Origin of the sequence: Enterobacter cloacae complex sp. P15RS, from assembly GCF_014895905.1 — a bacterium.
Lineage (GTDB): Bacteria > Pseudomonadota > Gammaproteobacteria > Enterobacterales > Enterobacteriaceae > Enterobacter > Enterobacter quasihormaechei.
This window is the reverse complement of record NZ_JADBQL010000014.1, coordinates 50,341-72,587: the sequence shown is the minus strand read 5'-3', so window position 1 is coordinate 72,587 and position 22,247 is coordinate 50,341. Positions and strand designations below refer to the sequence as shown.

The 22,247-nt window shown below is 62.0% G+C and carries 20 protein-coding genes; 12 read left to right on the top strand and 8 right to left on the bottom strand.

The features are described from left to right. Nucleotides 1–10 precede the first annotated feature (10 nt). Both IM267_RS09725 and entF read left to right on the top strand, forming a co-directional pair. A complete protein-coding gene (locus IM267_RS09725; protein WP_063449420.1) occupies nt 11–223 on the top strand; it encodes an MbtH family NRPS accessory protein in 213 nt (70 codons plus the stop codon). Continuing rightward, complete coding sequence (gene entF / locus IM267_RS09720) at nt 220–4,077, top strand: enterobactin non-ribosomal peptide synthetase EntF (RefSeq protein WP_193033288.1); 3,858 nt, start codon at nt 220–222, stop codon at nt 4,075–4,077. The genes IM267_RS09725 and entF overlap by 4 nt, the downstream gene beginning before the upstream one ends. Before the next feature lie 71 nt (nt 4,078–4,148). Here the strand turns inward: entF and fepC are convergent, their stop codons facing one another. From fepC to fepD, 3 genes are read right to left on the bottom strand one after another with little or no spacing between them, the layout of a single operon-like run. Beyond that, nucleotides 4,149–4,943: an iron-enterobactin ABC transporter ATP-binding protein gene (gene fepC, locus IM267_RS09715; RefSeq protein ID WP_193033287.1), complete on the bottom strand. Its 795-nt coding sequence runs from the start codon at nt 4,941–4,943 to the stop codon at nt 4,149–4,151. Further along, nucleotides 4,940–5,929 (bottom strand): iron-enterobactin ABC transporter permease, encoded by a 990-nt coding sequence (gene fepG, locus IM267_RS09710; RefSeq protein WP_193033302.1) that lies wholly within the window; start codon nt 5,927–5,929, stop codon nt 4,940–4,942. Before fepG ends, fepC begins: the two co-directional genes overlap by 4 nt. Next, nucleotides 5,929–6,933 (bottom strand): Fe(3+)-siderophore ABC transporter permease, encoded by a 1,005-nt coding sequence (gene fepD, locus IM267_RS09705; protein ID WP_047367698.1) that lies wholly within the window; start codon nt 6,931–6,933, stop codon nt 5,929–5,931. Before fepD ends, fepG begins: the two co-directional genes overlap by 1 nt. A 108-nt stretch (nt 6,934–7,041) precedes the next feature. Here fepD and entS point away from each other — a divergent pair, with 108 nt between their 5' ends. Beyond that, complete coding sequence (entS, locus tag IM267_RS09700; protein WP_063866039.1) at nt 7,042–8,280, top strand: enterobactin transporter EntS; 1,239 nt, start codon at nt 7,042–7,044, stop codon at nt 8,278–8,280. A 61-nt stretch (nt 8,281–8,341) separates the two neighbouring features. Here entS and fepB read toward each other — a convergent pair whose 3' ends face one another. Beyond that, nucleotides 8,342–9,301, bottom strand: coding sequence for a Fe2+-enterobactin ABC transporter substrate-binding protein (gene fepB / locus IM267_RS09695; RefSeq protein ID WP_193033286.1), 960 nt, complete (start codon nt 9,299–9,301; stop codon nt 8,342–8,344). A gap of 188 nt (nt 9,302–9,489) precedes the next feature. Here fepB and entC point away from each other — a divergent pair, with 188 nt between their 5' ends. The 7 genes from entC (at nt 9,490) to IM267_RS09660 (ending at nt 16,830) form a co-directional block, all read left to right on the top strand. After that, the gene (gene entC / locus IM267_RS09690; protein ID WP_131636145.1) at nt 9,490–10,665 is read left to right on the top strand and encodes an isochorismate synthase EntC; all 1,176 of its coding nucleotides are present in this window, start codon (nt 9,490–9,492) and stop codon (nt 10,663–10,665) included. A 9-nt stretch (nt 10,666–10,674) separates the two neighbouring features. Then, nucleotides 10,675–12,285 (top strand): (2,3-dihydroxybenzoyl)adenylate synthase EntE, encoded by a 1,611-nt coding sequence (entE, locus tag IM267_RS09685; protein WP_193033285.1) that lies wholly within the window; start codon nt 10,675–10,677, stop codon nt 12,283–12,285. 10 nt (nt 12,286–12,295) lie between these two features. Next, entirely contained in the window at nt 12,296–13,150 is an 855-nt protein-coding gene (locus IM267_RS09680) for an isochorismatase (RefSeq protein ID WP_112792637.1), read from the top strand. Further along, nucleotides 13,150–13,905 (top strand): 2,3-dihydro-2,3-dihydroxybenzoate dehydrogenase EntA, encoded by a 756-nt coding sequence (entA, locus tag IM267_RS09675; protein WP_193033284.1) that lies wholly within the window; start codon nt 13,150–13,152, stop codon nt 13,903–13,905. Before IM267_RS09680 ends, entA begins: the two co-directional genes overlap by 1 nt. Beyond that, the gene (entH, locus tag IM267_RS09670; protein WP_063866045.1) at nt 13,905–14,318 is read left to right on the top strand and encodes a proofreading thioesterase EntH; all 414 of its coding nucleotides are present in this window, start codon (nt 13,905–13,907) and stop codon (nt 14,316–14,318) included. Before entA ends, entH begins: the two co-directional genes overlap by 1 nt. A gap of 149 nt (nt 14,319–14,467) precedes the next feature. After that, nucleotides 14,468–16,573: a pyruvate/proton symporter CstA gene (gene cstA, locus IM267_RS09665; RefSeq protein ID WP_063449408.1), complete on the top strand. Its 2,106-nt coding sequence runs from the start codon at nt 14,468–14,470 to the stop codon at nt 16,571–16,573. A gap of 59 nt (nt 16,574–16,632) precedes the next feature. Then, nucleotides 16,633–16,830 carry a YbdD/YjiX family protein gene (locus tag IM267_RS09660; RefSeq protein WP_006809671.1) on the top strand — a complete coding sequence of 66 codons (198 nt, stop codon included), beginning with the start codon at nt 16,633–16,635 and terminating at the stop codon, nt 16,828–16,830. On the opposite strand, the gene IM267_RS09655 is transcribed toward IM267_RS09660, so the two are convergent. The 4 genes from IM267_RS09655 to IM267_RS09640 form a co-directional block, all read right to left on the bottom strand. Next, on the bottom strand, nt 16,827–17,231 hold the full coding sequence (locus IM267_RS09655) for a helix-turn-helix domain-containing protein (protein WP_063866046.1): 405 nt from the start codon (nt 17,229–17,231) through the stop codon (nt 16,827–16,829). The two genes, IM267_RS09660 and IM267_RS09655, sit on opposite strands and share 4 nt — an antisense overlap. Then, the gene (locus IM267_RS09650) at nt 17,212–17,508 is read right to left on the bottom strand and encodes a type II toxin-antitoxin system RelE/ParE family toxin (RefSeq protein ID WP_193033283.1); all 297 of its coding nucleotides are present in this window, start codon (nt 17,506–17,508) and stop codon (nt 17,212–17,214) included. The genes IM267_RS09655 and IM267_RS09650 overlap by 20 nt, the downstream gene beginning before the upstream one ends. A 183-nt stretch (nt 17,509–17,691) precedes the next feature. Continuing rightward, nucleotides 17,692–18,435, bottom strand: coding sequence for an SDR family NAD(P)-dependent oxidoreductase (locus tag IM267_RS09645; protein ID WP_063866048.1), 744 nt, complete (start codon nt 18,433–18,435; stop codon nt 17,692–17,694). A 57-nt stretch (nt 18,436–18,492) separates the two neighbouring features. Beyond that, nucleotides 18,493–19,581, bottom strand: a complete 1,089-nt coding sequence (locus tag IM267_RS09640) for an oxidoreductase (protein ID WP_193033282.1) — start codon at nt 19,579–19,581, stop codon at nt 18,493–18,495. Nucleotides 19,582–19,741: 160 nt separating this feature from the next. Between IM267_RS09640 and IM267_RS09635 the strand changes: the two genes are divergently transcribed. After that, entirely contained in the window at nt 19,742–21,244 is a 1,503-nt protein-coding gene (locus IM267_RS09635) for a sugar ABC transporter ATP-binding protein (RefSeq protein WP_193033281.1), read from the top strand. After that, on the top strand, nt 21,241–22,236 hold the full coding sequence (locus tag IM267_RS09630) for an ABC transporter permease (protein ID WP_045261034.1): 996 nt from the start codon (nt 21,241–21,243) through the stop codon (nt 22,234–22,236). The genes IM267_RS09635 and IM267_RS09630 overlap by 4 nt, the downstream gene beginning before the upstream one ends. Nucleotides 22,237–22,247 lie beyond the last annotated feature (11 nt).

Sequence of the window (22,247 nt, the reverse complement as noted above, 5' to 3'; positions counted from 1 at the left end):
CGGAGTCTGTATGGAATTCAGCAATCCTTTCGATAATCCGCAGGGACAGTTCGCCATTTTGCAAAATGACCAGGGGCAGTACAGCCTGTGGCCGCAGCAGTGCGAGTTGCCCGCGGGCTGGCGCGTGGTCTGCGAACCGCACTCTCAGGAGGCGTGCCAGCAGTGGCTGGCGCAACGCTGGCAGACGCTTGAGCCGTCCTGTTTTGCGGGGGAGCGCGCATGAACCGTCTTCCTCTCGTCGCCGCCCAGCCGGGTATCTGTATGGCAGAGCAGCTTTCCTCGCTGCCAAACGCCTGGAGCGTGGCGCACTACACCGAGCTGAAAGGCAATATCGACGCGCCATTGCTGGCAAAAGCCATTGCGCAAGGCATGATGCAGGCCGATACCCTGCGCACGCGTTTCGCTGAAGATAACGGCGAGGTCTGGCAGTGGGTCGATGAGACCCTGATCCTGCCGGAGCCGTCCATCGTTCGCGTTGATTCTCACGATGCCGCCGTGGCGCTGATGGAGGCCGATCTCAGTCAGGATCTGCGCGTGGACAGCGGTCAGCCGCTCGCTTTTCATCAGCTGATTCAGGTCGGTGACAACCGCTGGTACTGGTATCAGCGTTATCACCATCTGGTGGTGGATGGCTTCAGTTTCCCGGCGATTACCCGCCAGATCGCCGCAATTTATGCTGCATGGAAGAAAGGGGAACCCACCCCAGCCTCACCGTTTACCCCGTTTGCCGAGGTTGTTGACGAGTATCAGCGCTATCGCGACAGCGAGGCCTGGCAGCGCGACGGTGCTTTCTGGGCCGGGCAGCGCAAACAGCTTCCTCCTCCGGTCTCGCTCTCCTCCGCGCCGCTGCCGGGACGCGCCGCCACTACCGACATCCTGCGCCTGAAAATTGCAATTGACGCTCGCGCCTTTAGCCAGCTGGCGCAGGCAGCCGGGCAGGCACAGCGCACCGATCTGGCGCTTGCGCTGGTGGCGCTGTGGCTCGGCCGCCTCACCGGACGGCTGGACTACGCCGCCGGGTTTATCTTTATGCGCCGCATGGGGTCCGCCGCGCTGACCGCAACCGGCCCGGTGCTTAACGTCCTGCCGCTGGCGGTGAATATTAATCCGCTTGAGAGCCTGCCGGAGCTGGCGCTGCGCCTGGCGAACCAGCTGAAAAAGATGCGCCGCCATCAGCGCTACGACGCCGAGCAGATCGTGCGCGACAGCGGGCGGGCCGCAGGGGACGAACCCTTGTTTGGGCCGGTGCTGAACGTGAAGGTGTTTGATTATCAGCTGGATATCGACGGCGTGGAGGCCATCACCCACACGCTGGCGACCGGCCCGGTGAACGATCTGGAGCTGGCGCTGTTCCCGGACGAGCAGGGCGGATTAAGCATTGAGATCCTCGCCAACAGGCAGCGTTACGACGACGCGACGCTGAAGCGCCACGTTTCGCGCCTGAACGCGATGCTGACGCAGTTTGCCGCGAACCCGGGCCTGCGCTGTGGCGACGTGGAAACCGTATCCGAGCAGGAGTACGCCCGGCTGGCGCGCATCAACGATACCGGCCTGGCGCTGCCCTCCACCACGCTGGCGGATCTGGTGGCGGAGCAGGCAAACAAAACGCCGGACGCCCCCGCGCTGGCGGATGCCCATATTGAGCTGAACTACCGCCAGATGCGCGAGCAGGTGGTCGCGCTGGCAACCCTGCTGCGCGCGCGCGGCGTGAAGCCCGGCGACAGCGTGGCGGTGGCGCTTCCGCGTTCAGTGTTCCTGACCCTGGCGCTGCACGGCATTGTTGAAGCCGGTGCCGCCTGGCTGCCGCTGGATACCGGCTACCCGGACGATCGTTTGCGGATGATGCTGGAGGACGCGAAACCGTCGCTTCTCATTACCACCGACGCGCAGCTTCCGCGCTTTAACGATCTGCCGATACCTTCGCTTAGTTACAACATGCTATTGCCGACCACGGACGCTGAACCTCTGCGGCTGGCGAAGCCGGAGCAGACCGCGTACATCATCTTTACCTCAGGTTCAACGGGACGCCCGAAAGGGGTGATGGTGGGGCATACCGCCATCGTTAACCGCCTGAAGTGGATGCAGGATCATTATCCACTGGCGGCGGATGATGTCGTGGCGCAGAAAACGCCGTGCAGCTTTGACGTGTCGGTGTGGGAGTTCTGGTGGCCGTTTATCGCCGGGGCAAAGCTGGTGATGGCCGAGCCGGACGCGCACCGCGACCCGCAGGCGATGCAGAGCTTCTTCGCAGAATATGGCGTAACCACCACCCACTTCGTGCCGTCGATGCTGGCGGCGTTTGTCGCCTCGTTGACGCCGGAAAACGTCGACTGTTGCAGGACGCTGAAGCAGGTGTTCTGTAGCGGCGAGGCGCTGCCAACGGCGCTGTGCCGCGAGTGGGAGCAGCTCACTCATGTACCGCTGCACAACCTCTACGGCCCAACCGAAGCGGCGGTGGACGTGAGCTGGTATCCGGCGTACGGTCCGGAACTGGCTGCGGTGGAGGGCAACAGCGTGCCGATCGGCTTCCCGGTGTGGAATACGGGGCTGCGCATTCTGGATGCGATGATGCGCCCGGTGCCGTTCGGCGTGGCGGGCGATCTGTATCTCACCGGCATTCAGCTGGCACAGGGGTATCTGGGACGCCCCGACCTCACCGCCAGCCGCTTTATTGCCGATCCGTTTGCCCCAGGCGAGCGGATGTATCGCACCGGAGACGTCGCCCGCTGGCTGGACAACGGGGCGGTGGAATATCTGGGCCGCAGCGATGACCAGCTGAAAATCCGCGGTCAGCGCATTGAGCTGGGCGAAATCGACCGGGCGATGCTGTCACTGCCTGACGTGGCCCAGGCCGTAGCGCATGCGTGCGTGTTCAATCAGGCTGCGGCAACGGGCGGCGATGCCCGCCAGCTGGTGGGGTATGTGGTGTCCGAATCCGGTTTGCCGCTGGATCGCGACGCGCTGCTGGACTCGCTCAGGGCACAGCTGCCGCCGCATATGGTGCCGGTGGTGCTGCTGCAAATCAGCGCGCTGCCGCTGAGCGCCAACGGTAAGCTGGATCGCAAGGCGCTGCCGCTGCCGGAGCTGACCAGCAAAACCTCCGGTCGCGCACCCGAGACACAAACCGAAGCCGTCGTGGCGCAGGCGTTTTCCGCGCTGCTGGGCTGCGAAGTGAACGATATCGACGCCGACTTCTTTGCCCTTGGCGGCCACTCGCTGCTGGCGATGCGCCTCGCGGCTCAGCTCGGCCGTGCGTTCAGCCGCAAGGTCACGCCGGGGCAGATTATGGTCGCCTCGACGGTCGGCAAACTCAGCGAGCTGCTGGATTCGCAACTGAGCGACGAACAGGCGCAGCGTCTGGGGTATGAAACCCTGCTGCCGCTGCGTGAAAGCAACGGCCCGACGCTGTTCTGCTTCCATCCGGCGTCCGGCTTTGCCTGGCAGTTCAGCGTCCTGGCGCGCTATCTCAGCCCTCGCTGGTCGATTACCGGCATTCAGTCGCCGCGGCCAAACGGTCCGATGCAGCAGTGCGCGGATCTCGATGGCGTGATCGAACATCACCTGAAAACGCTGCGTAAGCAGCAGCCGCAGGGACCGTATTATCTGTTCGGCTATTCGCTCGGCGGCACGCTGGCGCAGGGCATTGCGGCGCGTCTGCGCGAGCAGGGCGAAGCGGTGGCGTTTCTTGGTCTGCTGGATACCTGGCCGCCGGAAACCCAGAACTGGGCGGAGAAAGAGGCCAACGGCCTTGACCCGGAAGTGCTGGCGGAGATCGAGCGCGAGCGTCAGGCGTTTATCGCCGCCCAGCAGGGGCAGGGCTCCAGCGAATTGTTTAACACCATTGAAGGCAACTACGCGGACGCGGTGCGACTGCTCACCACCGCGCACAGCTCACGGTTCGACGGTAAAGCGACGCTGTTTGTTGCCGAACGCACGCGAACGATGGATCCGCATACGGCCTGGGCGCCGTGGGTGGGCGAGCTGGAGGTCTACAGCCAGGACTGCGCCCACGTGGATATCATTTCACCGCAGGCGTTCGAGAAGATAGGACCGGTGTTGAAGGAAATATTGGAGTAACGTCAACAGCGCCGGGTGGCGGCTACGCCTTACCCGGCCTACGGGAGCTGACTGTAGGCCGGGTCCGGCAATTACCGCCGACCTAACGGCACCACCAGCGGTGTACCCGCCACCGGATCGTCAATAATCATGCAGCGCATGCCGTAGATCCGCGCGATCAGCTCTGGCGTCACAATCTCCTTCGGCGCGCCCTGTGCCACAATCTCGCCGTCGCGCAGCGCAATCAGATGCGTCGCGTAGCGGCAGGCCTGATTTAAATCATGCAGCACCGCCGCCAGGGTGTACCCCTGCGTGCAGTTCAGCTCGCTCAGCAGCTCCAGCAGGTCAATCTGATGGCTGATGTCCAGCCAGGTCGTCGGCTCGTCCAGCAGCATAATGGCGGTTTCCTGCGCCAGCACCATCGCGATCCACGCCCGCTGTCGCTGTCCGCCGGAGAGGGTATCCACGCTTTGCTGAGCCAGATCGGTGATGCCCGTTGCTTCCATCGCGCGCTTCACGGCCTCGTCGTCCTCTTTGCGCCAGCGGGTAAACAGCGGCTGGTGCGGGTAGCGCCCGCGCGAGACCAGCTCCTGCACCGTGATATCTCCCGGCGTGGTGGCGTTTTGCGCCAGCAGCCCGATGCGTCGCGCCACCTCTTTGCTGGCGAAGCGCTGGATCTGCTCTCCGTCGAGGAATACGCTGCCCTCTGTCGGCGACATCAGGCGGCTCAGGGTGCGCAGCAGGGTCGATTTGCCGCAGCCGTTCGGACCGATAATCGCGGTGAAGTGGCCGTCCGGAATGGCGACGGTTAAATCACGGGCAATGATTTTTTTGCCATAGCCGAGGGTCAAGTTTTCGCCGCGCAAGCGGGTTGTTGAATCTGTCATTTCTTGCGTGACTCCTGAACGAGCAAGACGATGAGGTAAATCCCGCCGAGGCTGACGGTCACCACGCCCACCGGAAGTTGATAAGGCATAAACAGCCGCTGGGCACAGAGATCGGCGGCCAGCAGCAGCATCGCACCGCACAGGGCAGCCTGGGTCAAGCCCCAGCGTGCGGTGCCGCTAAGACGCCGCGCGATATGCGGCGCGACAAGGGCAATAAACGAGATCGGCCCGGCAATCGCGGTGGACGCAGCGGTCAGCAATACCGCCACCAGCATCAGCATCAGGCGCGAACGCTCAACGCTCACGCCCAGCGCGCAGGCGCTGTCGTCGCCCATCTCCAGCAGGCGCATCCGGCGTACCAGCAGCAGTGCGCCGATAAACATCAGCAAAATCAGCGGCGCGGCGGGCCAGGTTTTGCCCCACGTCAGGCCGTTAAGTGAACCGGCATACCACAGCCCGGCGGAGAGCGCGGTTTCCAGAGACGCCTGCAACAAAAGCCAGGTGTTAAACGCCATCAGCATCGCGCGGATGCCGATCCCGATAATGATCAGCCGGAAGGTGTCAATGCCGTTGCGCCAGGCCAGGGCCCAGATAAGCAGCGAGGTCAGAATGCCGCCCGCCATCGCCGTAAAGGTAATGGCCGTCAGATGCTGCCCGAACAGCACCATCGCCACCAGCACGCCGCTCCACGCGCCGGTATTCAGGCCCATCACGTCCGGGCTGCCGAGGGGGTTACGCATCAGCGACTGGAAAATCGCGCCGCTGACGCCGAGCGCCGCGCCCACCAGGAGCGCCATCGCCACGCGCGGCAGTCGCCATTCGGTGACCACCATGGTGATGTTACGCGGCGCGCTGCCGGTGAGGGCGTGAAAGACCTGCGCGAAATCAAGCGTTACAGCACCGCTTTGCAGGCTCCAGACCGCCAGCAGAGTAATGGCGATAGCCAGCAGGAAGACGCTGGTGAGTAAACGGCGGGACAGAGCCATCATGCGCCACCCCCGCGTCTGCGACGTACCAGGAAGATCAGCACCGGCGCGCCGATAAACGCGCTCACCACCGAGACGCGCAGCTCGCCGGGCACCAGCAGGCGGCCCAGCACGTCGGCAAACAGCAGCAGGGCAGGGGTCGCCAGCAGCGTGACCGGCAGCGACCAGCGGTGGTCCGAGCCCACCAGCCAGCGCGCCATGTGCGGCATCATCAGGCCGATAAAGGCGATCGGACCGACCACGGCGGTTGCGCTACCGCTCAGCACGGTGATAGCGAGCAGGCCAGTCAGCTGCGTACGCGCGACACGGTTGCCGAGGGCGGTCGCGGTGTCGCTGCCGAGGCTCAGGCTGTTCAGCGACCGGCTTAAACACAGCGCCACGACGGCGGCGATAATGACCGGGATCGCCACCACGTTTAAGGTTTCAAGGGTCCGGATATCCAGCGAACCGGCCTGCCAGAAGCGCAGCTGGTCATACACGTCCGGGTTAAGCAGGGCGATACCGCTGGACAGACCTTCCAGCACCGCCGCCAGCGCCACGCCTGCCAGGGTTAAGCGTACCGGGCTGAGCTGGCCGCCTCCCTGACTGCCGGTAAACGCCACCACCAGCGAGGCGGCCAGCGCGCCGCAGAAAGCCATCGCCAGCTGTTCAGAGGGTGACGTCAACCCGAACAGCGCCGCGCCGAGCACGATGGCAAAGCTGGCGCCGGAGTTGACGCCAAGAATGCCGGGGTCCGCCAGCGGGTTACGGGTAAGGGTTTGCATCAGGGCACCCGCAAGGCCGAGCGCGCCGCCGGCCAGCAGTCCGGCAAGGGTACGGGGCAGGCGAGCGTCGAGCACGATGGTGCAGTCGGCGCTCTGACAGGTTCCGGAGAGCGCATCGACAATAACGGACGCGGGCAGCGGTTTAGCGCCGACCAGCAGGCTGAGTGCAATCGCAAGGATTAGCAGTAGCAATAATACGGGCACGGCAATGGCACGCACCGCAGAAGAGGAAAACGACATAGCAACATCCATGATTTGATAATGATAGTGATTATCGTTATCTATCTTATTTGGCTATGTTAGCATGTGCGCCCATGGAATTGGTAGAAATAGACTCAAGGCCTTGTCATGAATCAAAAATCCTGGCTGCTTAACCTCAGCCTGCTTAAGACGCACCCGGCGTTTCGCGCGGTCTTTATCGCCCGTTTTATCTCCATTTTATCCCTCGGCCTGCTCGGCGTCGCCGTGCCCGTCCAGATCCAGACCATGACGCACTCCAGCTGGCTGGTGGGGTTATCCGTGACCTTAACCGGCGGGGCGATGTTTATCGGCCTGATGGTCGGTGGCGTGCTGGCGGATCGCTACGAGCGTAAGAAGCTGATCCTGCTGGCGCGCGGTACCTGCGGGGTGGGCTTTATCGGGCTGTGTCTGAACGCGATGCTGCCGGAGCCGTCGCTGGTGGCGATTTATGCCCTTGGCCTGTGGGACGGTTTTTTCGCCTCGCTCGGCGTGACGGCGCTGCTGGCGGCGACGCCCGCGCTGGTGGGGCGCGAGAACCTGATGCAGGCGGGGGCGATCACCATGCTCACCGTGCGCCTCGGCTCGGTGATTTCGCCGATGGTCGGTGGCCTGCTGCTGGCCACCGGCAGCGTGGCGTGGAACTATGGCCTTGCAGCGGCGGGAACCTTTATCACCACGCTGACGCTATTGCGTCTGCCGCTGTTGCCACCGCCGCCGCAGCCGCGCGAGCACCCGCTGAAGTCGTTAATGGCCGCGATTCGTTTTCTGTTCAGTAACCCGCTGATTGGCGGCATTGCGCTGCTCGGCGGCCTGCTGACGATGGCGAGCGCCGTGCGCGTGCTTTACCCGGCGCTGGCGGGCGAGTGGCAGATGAGCGCCTCAGAGATTGGCGTGCTGTACGCCGCCATTCCGCTCGGTGCGGCCTGCGGGGCGCTGACCAGCGGTAACCTGGCCCAAAGCGCGCGTCCGGGCTTGATTATGCTGGTGGCGACGCTGGCCTCGTTTATCGCCATCGGTTTCTTCAGCCTGATGCCGGTCTGGGCGCTGGGGGTGATGTGTCTGGTGATTTTCGGCTGGCTGAGCGCGGTCAGCTCACTTTTACAGTACACCCTGATCCAGACCCAGACGCCGGAAGGCATGCTGGGGCGTATTAACGGTCTGTGGACAGCCCAGAACGTGACGGGCGATGCGATTGGCGCGGCGATCCTCGGCGGGCTGGGAGCAATAATGACTCCGGTGGCGTCGGCGAGCAGCAGCGGGTTTGTGTTAGCAATGGTTGGCGCGATCTTACTGGTGACGCTGGTGGAATTGCGGCGGTTCAGCCCCTGTAGGTCGGGTAAGGCGTAGCCGCCACCCGACAAAACGCCCGGTGGCGCTGCGCTTACCGGGCCTACGGGGAATGTGCCACTTATTTAAAAATTGAATCTAAACGCTGTAACACCAGCATCGCGCTGTAATAATCCAGGCGGAACGTCTCTGTTCCCAATGCCCAGACGCGCTTGTTTTTCACCGACGGTAAATGCGCCAGCAGCGGGTTGGCATAAATCGCATTCACGTCTTTCTCGTCGCCGGCAAACACGAACAGCCCTTCGCCGTTCAGCCCCGTCGCCAGGTTTTCTCCACCCAGCTGAATAATGTCGTGACGCTTGCCCTGGCTTTTTGAGGTGTGCAGCCCATCGGGTAACGTCGCCAGCGTAAAGCCCAGCTGATGTAACAGCTTGCCTTGCGCCGATTCTGTCGTCCACAGGTTCGCCGTGTGCGCAGCGGCGGTATAGACGATGGCGTTCACCGGCTGCGGCGGCAGTTTCATCTGCTGTTTTACCTGCGCGAGCTGTTTATCGAATGCGGCGATGCGTGCAGCGGCCTGTTTTTCATGCCCGGTCATCGTGCCCAGCTGGGTCAGCAGTTCCTGCCAGCTTTTGTCATCGTAATTGATGATAAGCGTCGGGGCGATGGCGGAGAGCTGATCGTAGAGCGCCAGCGCGGAATCCCCGCCGGTGGCGCTGATGAGAATCAGGTCCGGCATCTGGGCGGCCACCGCTTCGGCGCTTGGCTCGCCGATATACAGCCGGGCAACCTTGCGCTGTTTCGCGATATCGCCCCACTGGCGCAGGAACCCCTGCGCATCCGCCACGCGGTTGTTGGGCGTGGTCGCACCGCTGGCAATGACCGGCGCGTCAATGGCCAGCAGGGAGCCGGTTAAGGTCACGCTGGTGGAGACAATGCGCGTCGGCTTGCTCTCAAGCGTGTGCACGCCGCGGCTGTCGGTGACCTGGCGCGGCCAGTCGTCGGCGGCGGCTGAGGTTAGTCCTAAAACAAAAAGTCCTGTCAGAAGAAGGGCATTGCGGCAAACGGCAGCGATTTTCACAGAGCGGCATCCTGTTTTTATTGAAGATAATGCTTCTCATTTTCATGGTTGCCGGGAAGGGATGCAAGCGTTTGTCGCACAAGTTAATGGCCCGACGGTTGACAGCGGCGCGCTGTGGGATTAGGTTAGCCGACGAAAATATAAATGATAATCATTATTGCTTCTTTTATCATTTTAAGGAGGATGATATGGACACGTCCCTGGCTGAGGAAGTTCAGCACACCGCGACCACGCTGCAATCAGACAGCTTTTTCTTTATGTCGCCTTACCGCAGTTTTACCACGTCCGGCTGTTTTGCCCGTTTTTCTGAACCCGCCGTCGGCGGTGACGATCCGGCGGGGGCCTTTCAGCAAAAACTGGCTCAGTCTTTCAGAAATGCGAAAAACAGCGGCATTGCCCATCCGGTAATGGTAGGGGCGATCCCTTTCGATACCCGCAAACCGTCGTCGCTGTTTATTCCGCAGCGTTGGCAGACCTTCTCTCGTCCTGCGCGTCAGCAGACTGCACGCTACGCCTCCGGCGCACAGACGCTGAACGTGCAACAACGCACCGAGATCCCACCGCAGCCGGTTTTCGAGGAGATGGTCGCCCGCGCCGCGTCGCTCACCGCCACGCCGCAGGTGAATAAGGTGGTGCTGTCGCGCCTGATTGATATCGCCACCGACAAAACCATTGATAGCGGTGCGCTGATGGAGCGTTTGATCGCCCAGAACCCGGCGAGCTTTAACTTCCACGTGCCGCTGGAAGATGGCGGCGTGCTGCTGGGCGCCAGCCCGGAGCTGCTGCTGCGCAAAGAGGGCGCGCACTTTAGCTCCCTGCCGCTGGCAGGCTCCGCGCGGCGTCAGCCGGATGATGTGTTGGATCGCGAGGCGGGCAATAAGCTGCTGGCCTCTGAAAAAGATCGTCACGAACACGACCTGGTCACTCAGGCGATGAAAACCATTCTGGAACCGCGCAGCCATCAACTGAGCATGCCGGCTTCCCCGCAGCTCATCACCACCCCGACGCTGTGGCACCTGGCGACGCCAGTAGAAGGCGAGGCGCGTGAAAACGAAAACGCCCTGACGCTGGCCTGCCTGCTGCACCCGACCCCGGCGCTGAGCGGTTTCCCGCATCAGGCGGCAAAAGAACTTATTGCCGAGCTGGAGCCCTTCGACCGCGAACTGTTCGGCGGCATCGTTGGCTGGTGCGACAGCGAAGGCAACGGCGAGTGGGTGGTGACCATCCGCTGCGCGCGGCTGCATCAAAATACCGTTCGCCTGTTTGCCGGCGCGGGCATTGTGCCTGCTTCCTCCCCGGTGGGCGAGTGGCGCGAGACGGGCGTGAAGCTCTCCACCATGCTTAACGTGTTTGGTTTGCACTAAGGAATACCCATGACCATCCCTTTTACCCGCTGGCCTGAGGATTTTGCCCGCCGCTACCGTGAAAAAGGCTACTGGCAGGATCTGCCCCTGACCCACATCCTGACGGACCATGCGCAAAGCGATGCGGTCGCGATTATCGACGGCGATCGCCACATCACTTACCGCGCGTTTAATGAGGCGGTGACGAATCTGGCGTCTGCCCTCCAGGCGCAGGGGCTGCATCGCGGTGAGACCGCGCTGGTGCAGCTCGGCAACGTGGCCGAGTTTTACATCACTTTCTTTGCGCTGCTGCAAATTGGCGTCGCGCCGGTCAACGCGCTCTTTAGCCATCAACGCAGCGAACTGAACGCCTACGCGGTGCAGATCAAACCCGCCGTACTGATTGCCGATCGCGACCACGCCCTGTTCGCAGGCGACGAATTTCTCAATACGTTTATCGACGAGCATCGCTCGGTGCGCGGGGTACTGCTGCGTGGCGATCGGGGCGATCGCGCGCTGGAAGCGGCGATTGCCCATCCGGCGGATAATTTTATCCCTAACCCAACGCCCGCCGACGAAGTGGCGTTCTTCCAGCTCTCCGGCGGCAGCACCGGCACGCCGAAGCTGATCCCGCGTACGCATAACGACTACGACTACAGCATCCGTCGCAGCAACGAAATCTGCGGTATCACTGCGCAAACCCGCTATCTGAACGCGCTTCCCGCAGCGCACAACTACGCCATGAGCTCGCCAGGATCGTTAGGCGTGTTCACGGCGGGCGGCTGCGTGGTGCTGGCGAACGATCCGAGCGCCACGCTCTGCTTCCCGCTTATTGAACAGCATCAGGTTAACGTGACCTCGCTGGTACCGCCGGCGGTCAGCCTGTGGTTGCAGGCGATCGCTGAAGGGGCGGGCAACGCCCAGCTTGCGTCGCTGAAGCTGCTCCAGGTAGGCGGCGCACGGCTCTCCGCCACGCTCGCGGCGCGTATCCCGGCGGAAATCGGCTGCCAGCTGCAACAGGTGTTTGGCATGGCGGAAGGGCTGGTGAACTACACCGCCCTCGACGATGCGCCGGAACGCATCATCAACACTCAGGGCCGCCCGATGTGCCCAGATGACGAAGTGTGGGTGGCAGACGAGGACGGCAACCCGCTCCCGCGCGGGGAAGTCGGACGTTTGATGACGCGCGGCCCGTACACCTTCCGCGGCTATTTCAACAGCCCGGAGCACAACGCCAGCGCCTTTGATGCCAACGGTTTTTACTGCTCCGGCGATCTGATCGCCATCGACGAGCAGGGCTACATCACCGTGCAGGGGCGCGAGAAAGATCAGATTAACCGCGGTGGCGAAAAGATTGCCGCCGAAGAGATTGAAAACCTGCTGCTGCGCCACGAAGCGGTGATCCACGCCGCGCTGGTGAGCATGGAGGACAGCCTGCTGGGCGAAAAAAGCTGTGCGTATCTGGTGGTGAAACAACCCCTGCGCGCGGTTGAGGTGCGCCGCTTCCTGCGCGAGCAGGGCGTTGCCGAATTTAAGCTGCCGGACCGCGTGGAGAGCGTGGATGCGCTTCCGCTCACGCCGGTCGGCAAAGTTGATAAGAAACAGTTGCGCCTGTGGCTTGCTGAACGCGCCCGGGGCTGAGGAACAGAGAATGGCCATTCCAAAATTAACCGCTTACGCGCTGCCAACCGCCGCAGAGCTGCCGACCAACAAGGTGAACTGGGCGTTTGAGCCGGAGCGCGCCGCGCTGCTGATCCACGATATGCAGGAGTATTTCCTGAACTTCTGGGGCGAAAATAGCGACATGATGCAGCAGGTGGTGGCGAACATCGCAAAACTGCGCGCGTACTGCAAAGAACACAATATCCCGGTGTACTACACCGCGCAGCCGAAAGAGCAGAGCGATGAAGACCGTGCCCTGCTGAACGACATGTGGGGGCCGGGGCTGACCCGCTCGCCGGAGCAGCAGCGCATCGTGGCTGAACTGGCGCCGGACGAAGCGGACACCGTGCTGGTGAAGTGGCGCTACAGCGCATTTCACCGCTCGCCGCTGGAGCAGATGCTGAAAGAGACCGGCCGCAACCAGCTGCTGATTACCGGCGTGTATGCCCACATCGGCTGCATGACCACCGCCACCGACGCCTTTATGCGCGACATCAAGCCGTTCTTTATCGCCGATGCGCTGGCGGACTTCACCCGTGACGAGCACCTGATGTCGCTGAAATACGTGGCCGGACGTTCGGGCCGCGTGGTGATGACCGACGAGCTGCTGCCGTCCGTTCCGGCAACGAAAGCCGCGCTGCGTGAGCTGATCCTGCCGCTGCTGGACGAGTCCGACGAGCCGATGGATGACGAAAACCTGATCGACTACGGTCTGGACTCGGTGCGCATGATGGCGCTGGCCGCCCGCTGGCGGAAGGTGCACGGCGACATCGACTTCGTGATGCTGGCGAAAAATCCGACCCTCGACGCCTGGTGGGCGCTGCTCTCCCGTGAGGTGAAGTGATGGCCGGGTTCGATTTTACCGGTAAAACGGTTTGGGTAACGGGCGCGGGTAAAGGTATTGGCTATGCGACCGCGCTGGCCTTTGTGGAGGCGGGCGCGCGGGTGACCGGGTTCGATCTGGCCTTCCCGCAGGACGATTATCCGTTTGCCACCGAAACGCTGGACGTGGCGGACGCGGCGCAGGTGGGCGACGTCTGCGGGCGTTTACTCGGCACCCTTGAGCGCCTCGACGTGCTGGTTAACGCGGCGGGCATTCTGCGCATGGGCGCGACGGACGAGCTCTCGCTGGAGGACTGGCAGCAGACCTTCGCGGTCAACGTCGGCGGAGCGTTTAACTTGTTTCAGCAGACGATGGGCCAGTTCCGCCGTCAGCAGGGCGGGGCGATAGTGACCGTGGCCTCCGACGCGGCGCACACCCCGCGCATCGGCATGAGTGCCTACGGCGCGTCGAAGGCGGCGCTGAAAAGCCTGGCGCTGACCGTCGGGCTGGAGCTGGCGGGCAGCGGCGTGCGCTGTAACCTGGTGTCGCCCGGCTCCACGGATACCGACATGCAGCGCACCCTGTGGAAAAGCGACGACGCGGAGCAGCAGCGCATTCGCGGCTTTGGCGAGCAGTTCAAGCTCGGCATTCCGCTGGGCAAAATTGCTCGTCCGCAGGAGATTGCCGCGACCGTGCTGTTCCTTGCGTCCGATGCCGCCAGCCATATTACCTTGCAGGATATCGTGGTGGACGGCGGCTCCACGCTGGGGGCGTGATGATCTGGAAACGTCATTTATCCCTCGACGAGCTGAACGCCACCAGCCAGAACACGATGGTGGCGCACCTGGGCATCGTCTATACCCGTCTCGGGGACGACACGCTGGAAGCGGAGATGCCGGTAGATGCGCGCACCCATCAGCCGTTTGGCCTGCTGCACGGCGGCGCCTCGGCGGCGCTGGCGGAAACGCTGGGCTCAATGGCCGGTTTTCTGATGACCCGCGACGGGCAGAACGTGGTGGGCACGGAGCTGAACGCCACGCACCACCGCGCGGTGTCGCAGGGCAAGGTGCGCGGCGTGTGTCAGCCGCTGCATCTGGGGCGTTCCAGCCAGAGCTGGGAGATCGTGGTATTCGACGAGCAGGGGCGGCGGTGCTGTACCTGTCGGTTGAGCACGATGGTGCTGGGGTAAGTCATTCAGCTGAAAGTGATCGGCTTAACACTGTAGTGTAAATCTCTGGTTTGACCACGCATTATTGCGTTTCAAAGTTGTTAAATTTTATCCGTTGTTCTAGAAACAAAATGTAACATCTCACTGTTTCACAACAACGGATAACAGCTATGAACAACTCAGGGAAATACCTTACGTGGGCGGCGCTCTCCGTTGTGGGAGCCTTTGCCCTGGGCTACATCGCCCTCAATCGGGGGGAGCAGATCAATGCGCTCTGGATCGTCGTCGCCTCCGTCTGCATTTATCTCATCGCGTACCGTTTTTATGGCCGCTATATCGCAAAGACGGTACTGGGCGTAGACGGCACGCGCATGACGCCTGCCGTTCGCCACAACGATGGTCTGGACTACGTGCCGACCGATAAAAAAGTGCTGTTCGGTCACCATTTCGCGGCGATTGCCGGTGCAGGCCCGCTGGTGGGGCCGGTGCTGGCGGCGCAGATGGGCTATCTGCCGGGGATGATCTGGATCCTCGCGGGGGTGGTGCTGGCGGGCGCGGTGCAGGACTTTATGGTGCTGTTCGTCTCCACCCGTCGCGACGGTCGTTCGCTGGGCGAGCTGGTGAAAGAGGAGATGGGCGCGACCGCCGGGGTCATCGCGCTGGTGGCGACCTTTATGATCATGGTGATCATCCTCGCGGTGCTGGCGATGATCGTGGTGAAAGCGCTGACCCACAGCCCGTGGGGCACCTACACCGTCGCCTTTACCATTCCGCTGGCGCTGTTCATGGGGATCTACATTCGCTACCTGCGCCCCGGGCGCATTGGTGAAGTCTCTGTCATTGGCCTGGTGTTCCTGGTATTTGCGATTATCTCCGGCGGCTGGGTGGCGGAAAGCCCGACCTGGGCACCGTTCTTCGACTTTACCGGCGTGCAGCTGACCTGGATGCTGGTGGGCTACGGCTTTGTGGCGGCGGTGCTGCCGGTGTGGCTGCTGCTGGCCCCGCGCGATTACCTCTCAACCTTCCTGAAAATCGGCACCATCGTCGGGCTGGCCATCGGCATTCTGATTATGCGCCCGACCCTGACCATGCCTGCGCTAACCAAGTTCATCGACGGCACCGGCCCGGTCTGGACCGGCAACCTGTTCCCGTTCCTGTTTATCACCATCGCCTGCGGTGCGGTGTCCGGCTTCCACGCCCTGATTGCCTCCGGGACCACGCCGAAGATGCTGGCCAACGAAAATCAGGCCTGCCTGATTGGCTACGGCGGCATGCTGATGGAGTCCTTCGTGGCGATTATGGCGCTGGTCTCCGCCTGCATTATCGATCCGGGCGTGTACTTCGCGATGAACAGCCCGATGGCGGTGCTGGCCCCGGCGGGCACCGTTGACGTGGTCGCCTCTGCCGCGCAGGTGGTGAGCGGCTGGGGCTTTGCCATTACCCCGGAAACGCTGACGCATATCGCTAATGAGGTGGGCGAGCAGTCAATTATCTCCCGCGCGGGCGGGGCGCCGACGCTGGCGGTGGGCATGGCCTACATCCTGCACGGCGCGCTGGGCGGGCTGATGGACGTCTCGTTCTGGTATCACTTCGCCATTCTGTTCGAAGCGCTGTTTATTCTGACGGCGGTGGATGCGGGTACGCGTGCGGCGCGCTTTATGCTCCAGGATCTGCTGGGGGTGATCTCGCCAAACCTGAAGCGGACCGATTCGCTCCCGGCTAACCTGCTGGCGACGGCGCTGTGCGTGCTGGCGTGGGGCTACTTCCTGCATCAGGGCGTGGTCGATCCGCTGGGCGGGATCAACACCCTGTGGCCGCTGTTCGGTATCGCCAACCAGATGCTGGCGGGCATGGCGCTGATGCTCTGTGCGGTGGTGCTGTTCAAGATGAAGCGCCAGCGTTACGCATGGGTGGCGCTGGTGCCAACCGCGTGGCTGCTGATCTGTACCCTGACGGCGGGCTGGCAAAAAGCCTTCAGCCCGGACAACAAGGTGGGCTTCCTGGCCATCGCCAACAAGTTCCAGGCGATGATCGACAGCGGTAAGATCCCGGCGCAGTACACCGAATCCCAGCTGTCGCAGCTGGTGTTCAACAACCGTCTGGATGCCGGGCTGACCATCTTCTTTATGGTGGTGGTTGTGGTGCTGGCGTTGTATTCTCTGAAAACCGCGCTGGCGGCGCTGAAGGTCGACACGCCGACGGCGAAAGAGACGCCGTACGAGCCGATGCCTGAAAACCTGGACGAGATTGTGACCCAGGCGAAAGGGGCGCATTAACCCGTGTGCCGGGTGGCGCTAGCGCTTACCCGGCCTACATTTCCAGTGAGACCAGAATGATGTTCGACACCCTCTCCAAAGCAGGTAAGTACCTGGGCCAGGCCGCCAAAATGATGATTGGCGTGCCGGATTACGACAACTACGTCGAGCATATGCGCGTCAACCACCCGGACCAGACGCCAATGACGTACGAAGAGTTTTTCCGCGACCGCCAGGATGCCCGTTACGGCGGCAAGGGCGGGGCGAAGTGCTGTTAACCCTCTTTCGGTAAATAGAGGCTGATCTGCTCCTGTTTACAGCCGTAGATTGCCGCCAGCTTTTCGCGGGTGCGCTTTTGCGGGCGGGAGTCCAGCGCTTCCAGCTGTGACACGGCGGACTGGGTGATGCCGAGTTTCTCAGCGACCTCCTGCTGGGACATGCCGCGCAGAATGCGCCACGCGGCCTGTAGGCTGACGTTCTCGTTATGCATGACGTCGCATACTTCTCCGGGTAATTCCACGTCATCATAGCAATCGTGTTCGACTTCGATATCCTCCAGATCCTCATCGGTTTCGTCGTCGATCTCTGCCATCTGTAAGCACATACGAAAGTATTCGTGATAGGGCATGACCACGAACTGTGTTTTTCCGTTATCGTCCTTAATTAGCTGAACAGCCATAGGTGGCTTTCTCCTCGTGCAGGTAAGTTGTTGATGTTCTGCGTTTTACGGCCAAAACATAACAATGGGTATTGGGATTGTCCCGAAGTGTAATCAGGATGCGGTATTCGCCAACGCGTAGCCGGAAATGATTGTCTGTCGCCGATATTTTTTTGATATCGGGCCGGGGAGCTGAACGGTCGTCCAGTTCAGCAAGTTTTGCTTTGATTCTTCGCTGATATCGGCCATCAATTTTGGAAAGCTCTTTCTTTGCATTCTTTGACCACACAATCTTCATCCGTACCTCCACTGTACGCCCACACAAAACACAAGGAAATAATAAGACTATTAGATAAATTCCGAATTTCTTATGGGGTACTGTAGAGCGGAGAAAAACCGTGAGAAAGCGGCAAAATGCGAACCGTCGAGAGCGCTCGAGAAGGCCTCTGCCGGACGACAGAGGCTTGCAGGAAAATTGCGATCAGGCGTTCAAACCGCCGTCCACGTCCAGACCGGTACCGGATATTTGCCCGGCTGCCGGGCTGGCGAGGAAGGTGACCGCCGCCGCGACGTCTTCCGGCTGGCCGTAATGACCCAAAGCAATAAGCTGACGCTGTGAGTCAGCCTGTTCCCCGTCTTCCGGGTTCATGTCGCTGTTGGTCGGGCCGGGATGGACCAGGTTAACGGTAATGCCGCGTGGGCCAAGATCGCGGGCGAGTCCGCGGGTCAGGGAGTTCAGGGCAGATTTGGTCATTGAGTAGACCGCAATCCCCGGCTGTGCCACGCGGTTCGCCAGACAGCTGCCGATGTTGATAATGCGCCCGCCGTCTGACATGTGCACCAGCGCTTCCTGAATGGCGATCACCACGCCGCGGATATTGACGTTGATGAGGGCGTCGATGTCCGCCAGGGTCATGGACTCCAGCGGGCCGCCGCGCGCAATGCCGGCGTTATTGACCAGAATATCCAGTCCGCCAAGGGAGCGCGCCGCCTGCGTGACAGCATCCTGAATCGCCTGCGCGCTGGCGCTGTCCGCCTGAATGGCCTCGCCGTGCCGCCCCAGCGCCTTAATCTCATCGACGACCGCCTGGGCTTTATCGACGGATTTTTCGTAGGTGATAACCACATCAGCACCGGCGCGCGCCAGCGACAGCGCAATCGCCCGGCCCAGCCCACGACTGGCGCCGGTAACCAGCGCCTTTTTACCTGTTAAATCGATCTGCATGATGACCTCGTTACGAGAGTGGTGAGAATCATCATTAGGTATAGCCCGTCGGCGCGATTAACGGTTGAAGGATTCCACCTTCTCAAACGCGGCGCGCAGAACCTCAGGCGTTAACGTCACCGGCAGATAGTGAATCGACTCCACCGGGCGCAGGGTGTGGGCGATGACCCTATCCAGCTCGTCGCGGTTATTGATGTCGACGTCAAGCTCGCGAAGCCGGGTCGGCAGATTAAAGCGCTGGTACGCCGCCACCAGCTGCGCCAGCACGTCGTCCTGGCCGAGCAGGGCACTCTGCACCAGAATGCCGTAGGCCACTTTTGTGCCGTGCAGGTATTTTTCCGTCTGCGGCAGCACGGTTAAGCCGTTATGCACCGCGTGCGCCGCCGCCACGCGGGTATAGCGCTCCCCCAAACCGCCAACCATACCGCCGCCGGCAATAATGGCATCCACCACGTCCCGGAACGCCTGCGTTTGTTCGCCGCGCTGCTGGTCGGCAAGCGCCTCTTCGCTGCGCTCCAGCAGCACGTCGCGGATCGCCAGCGCACCGTTGAGGCCGAGACGCACGGTGAGCGGCAGGATCTCAGGTTGAGGGGCGAGCACCGCCGCTTCGTACCACTTCGCCAGCGTATCGCCGATGCCCGCCAGCAAATATTCTGCCGGGGCGTTCAGAATGATCCGCGGCTCCACCAGCACCAGAAAGTTAGCGTCGTCGAAGATCTCAAACTGTAGCGCCTGACCGGTATCGTTGTACCAGACGGAGAGCGGCGTCCACGCCGCGCAGGTGGCGGCGATGGTGGGAATGCCCACGAACGGCACGCCCAGACGACGCGCCACGGCCTTAACGGTATCCATCACCGCGCCACCGCCCACGCCAATCACCACGCTGGCATCGCTTCCCGCTTCGTTCACCAGACGGGTGACGTCACGCTCGCTGCAATGGCCCTTAAACAGCAGTTGTTTTGCCCCCGGCGCGTTAAAACTCTGCGGCAGATAAGAGCGCGCGCCCTCAATCGCCCGCTCGCCGTAGATCCACACCGCTCGGGAAAGCTGTTCCGGGGTAAAGAAATCATCCAGGCGCGCAAGGCTTCCCGGATGAGAGAAGTAGTTCGCCGGGCCGGGCACGACGCGAATATCGGTGTTGCTCATAGAGTTGTCCTTATTTTAGCAAGCGCTAACCCGATGTTATGTCTGGACATCCGGATGGCTAATAATATTTCGCTTTATCTTATGCCTTTTCCGTCGTTGTCAGTCAACCGGAGCTGTGAAAAATTCGCTAAATCAGAAGAGTAATGAAGGATTTACGCGGATGGTTTCCAGTCGCCTTGAGATGCGCGGTATCAGCCTGGCCTTTTCCGGCTTTCAGGCGCTGTCGCGCGTGGACTTCACGCTGAACGGCGGGTCGGTGCATGCGCTTACCGGGGCCAACGGCGCGGGGAAGTCGACGCTGATGGCGGTACTGTGCGGGACGCACGATCGTTATGAAGGCGAAATCTGCATCAACAACCAGCCGGTATGTATCCGCGAGCCGCTGGACGCCAAACGGCTGGGTATCCACCTGGTGCAGCAGGAGGTGGACGTGGCGCTGATCCCAGGGCTGAGCATTGCCGAAAACATCATGCTCGACCAGCTGGCGCAGCCGGGACACCGCTACAGCTGGCGCGCCGTTCGCCAGCAGGCGCGGCAGGCGCTGGCGCAGCTGGATGTTTCGCTGGACGTTCGCCGTTCCATCGACAGCTGCACCCTTGCCGAAAAGCAGCAGATTTTGCTGGCGCGAGCGCTGTCGCACCACTGCCGTTTTCTCATTCTTGATGAGCCCACCGCGCCGCTGGACGCGCACGAAAGCGAGCGTCTGTTTGCGGTGGTAAGACGTCTCCAACAGCAGGGCATCGGCGTGGTGTTTATCTCCCACCGTATTCACGAGCTGAAGGCCATCTGCGACACCCTGACGGTGCTGCGCGACGGCAAGCTGATTGAGTCCGGCCCGATGGCCGATCTCAGCGGTGAAGAGATTGTTGAGAAGATGCTGGGCCACGAGCTGAGCGATATCTACCCGCCCGCGCGACCGCCGCACGGCGAAGAGACGCTGCTGCGCGTCGACGGGCTTCACGACGATGTCCTGTTGAAAGACATCTCCCTGCACCTGCGCAAAGGCGAAATCCTCGGCATTGCCGGGCTGGCGGGGGCGGGGAAAACCGAACTCTGCAAGGCGCTGTTTGGCGCCAGCAAAAGCCGCGTGGCGCGCGGCGAGTTGAACCATCAGGCCTGGAAACCGCGCGATCCGGCAGACTCGGTGCTGCACGGCTTGGCGCTGGTGCCGGAGGAGCGGCGCAAGGAGGGTATTTTTATCGACGAGCCGGTAAGCATGAACCTTGCCGTGAGCGCCGATAACAGCTTCTCGCGCTGGAGTCTGTTTGGTCATCGTCAGGCGTGGCGCTGGGCGGAAGAGGTCATTGCCCGCATCGGCGTGCGCGCTCGGGGACCGGGGCAGGTGCTGCGCCGTCTGTCCGGCGGTAACCAGCAGAAGGTTGCCATTGGCAAATGGTTGCGTAATGACGCCAGCGTGTTGATTTTCGACGAGCCGACCAAAGGCGTGGACGTGAAGGCCAAAACCGATCTGTTCCAGCTGATTGACGGCCTGGCGCGCGAGGGCAAAGGGGTGATTTACGCCTCCGGCGAGTTCGCCGAGCTGATGGGGCTGTGCGACCGCATCTGCGTGCTGTGGGACGGGCGCATCGTGGCGGAAATCGCCGGGGCCGAGGCCCGTGAAGAGACACTACTTTATTATTCAACCGGAGGAACGGCGTCGTGAGCAAGGCCCTTTCAGTGACCGCGGCGGCGTCTGGCCGTCAGCAACTTTTTGATTTTCTCTATAAATGGGGTATGTTGCTCACCGTCGTCGCGCTGGTGGCCGTCTTTGGCCTCGCGTCGGACAGCTTTCTCGACCCGAACAACATCATCAATATTCTGCGCTCGATTGCCATCGTGACGGTGATTGCCGTTGGCGTGTCGATTTCCCTGACCGTCGGCGGGTTCGATCTCTCCGTGGGCTCCACGGCGTCGCTGGCGAACGCGCTGGTCATTTCGCTTTTCGTCTGGCACGGCTTCGGCACTACCGAGTCGATTGTGATCACTCTCGCGCTCTGCACGCTGGTCGGCCTGTTTAACGCTTTTCTGATCGTCATCCTGCGCATCCCGGACATGCTCGCGACGCTCGCCAGCCTGTTTGTGATCCAGGGCGTTGCGATGACCTACAGCTACGGCGGATCGATTACCGAGAACATGGTGCTGCCGAGCGGCGACATGGCGGAAGGGACCATTCCGGCGGCGTTCAGCCTGCTGGGGCAGGTGCCGACCATTGTCATCATCATGCTGGCGGTGACGTTGCTGGCGCAGCTGGGGCTGTCGCTGACCACCCATGGACGCCGGATGTACGCCATTGGCGGCAACCCGGAAGCGGCGCGCCTCTCGGGCATTCGCACCACGCGCTACAAGGTGGCGGCCTACGTGATTGCCTCGCTGCTGGCGGGGCTGGGCGGCATTCTGCTGGCCTCGCGCATCGGATCGTCGCAGGTCAATGCGGGCGGCGGCTATCTGATGGATGCGGTGGCAGCGGCGTGGATTGGCTTCTCGCTGGCCGGGTCCGGCAAGCCGAACGCGCTGGGCACGCTGGTGGGAGCGGTGATCCTCGGCGTACTGTCGAACGGGCTGGTCATGCTCTCCGTGCCGTATTACGCCATGGACATAATAAAAGGGCTGGTGCTCGCGGTAGCGCTGGCGATTACCTACATACAAAAACGCTGACAACACAACGG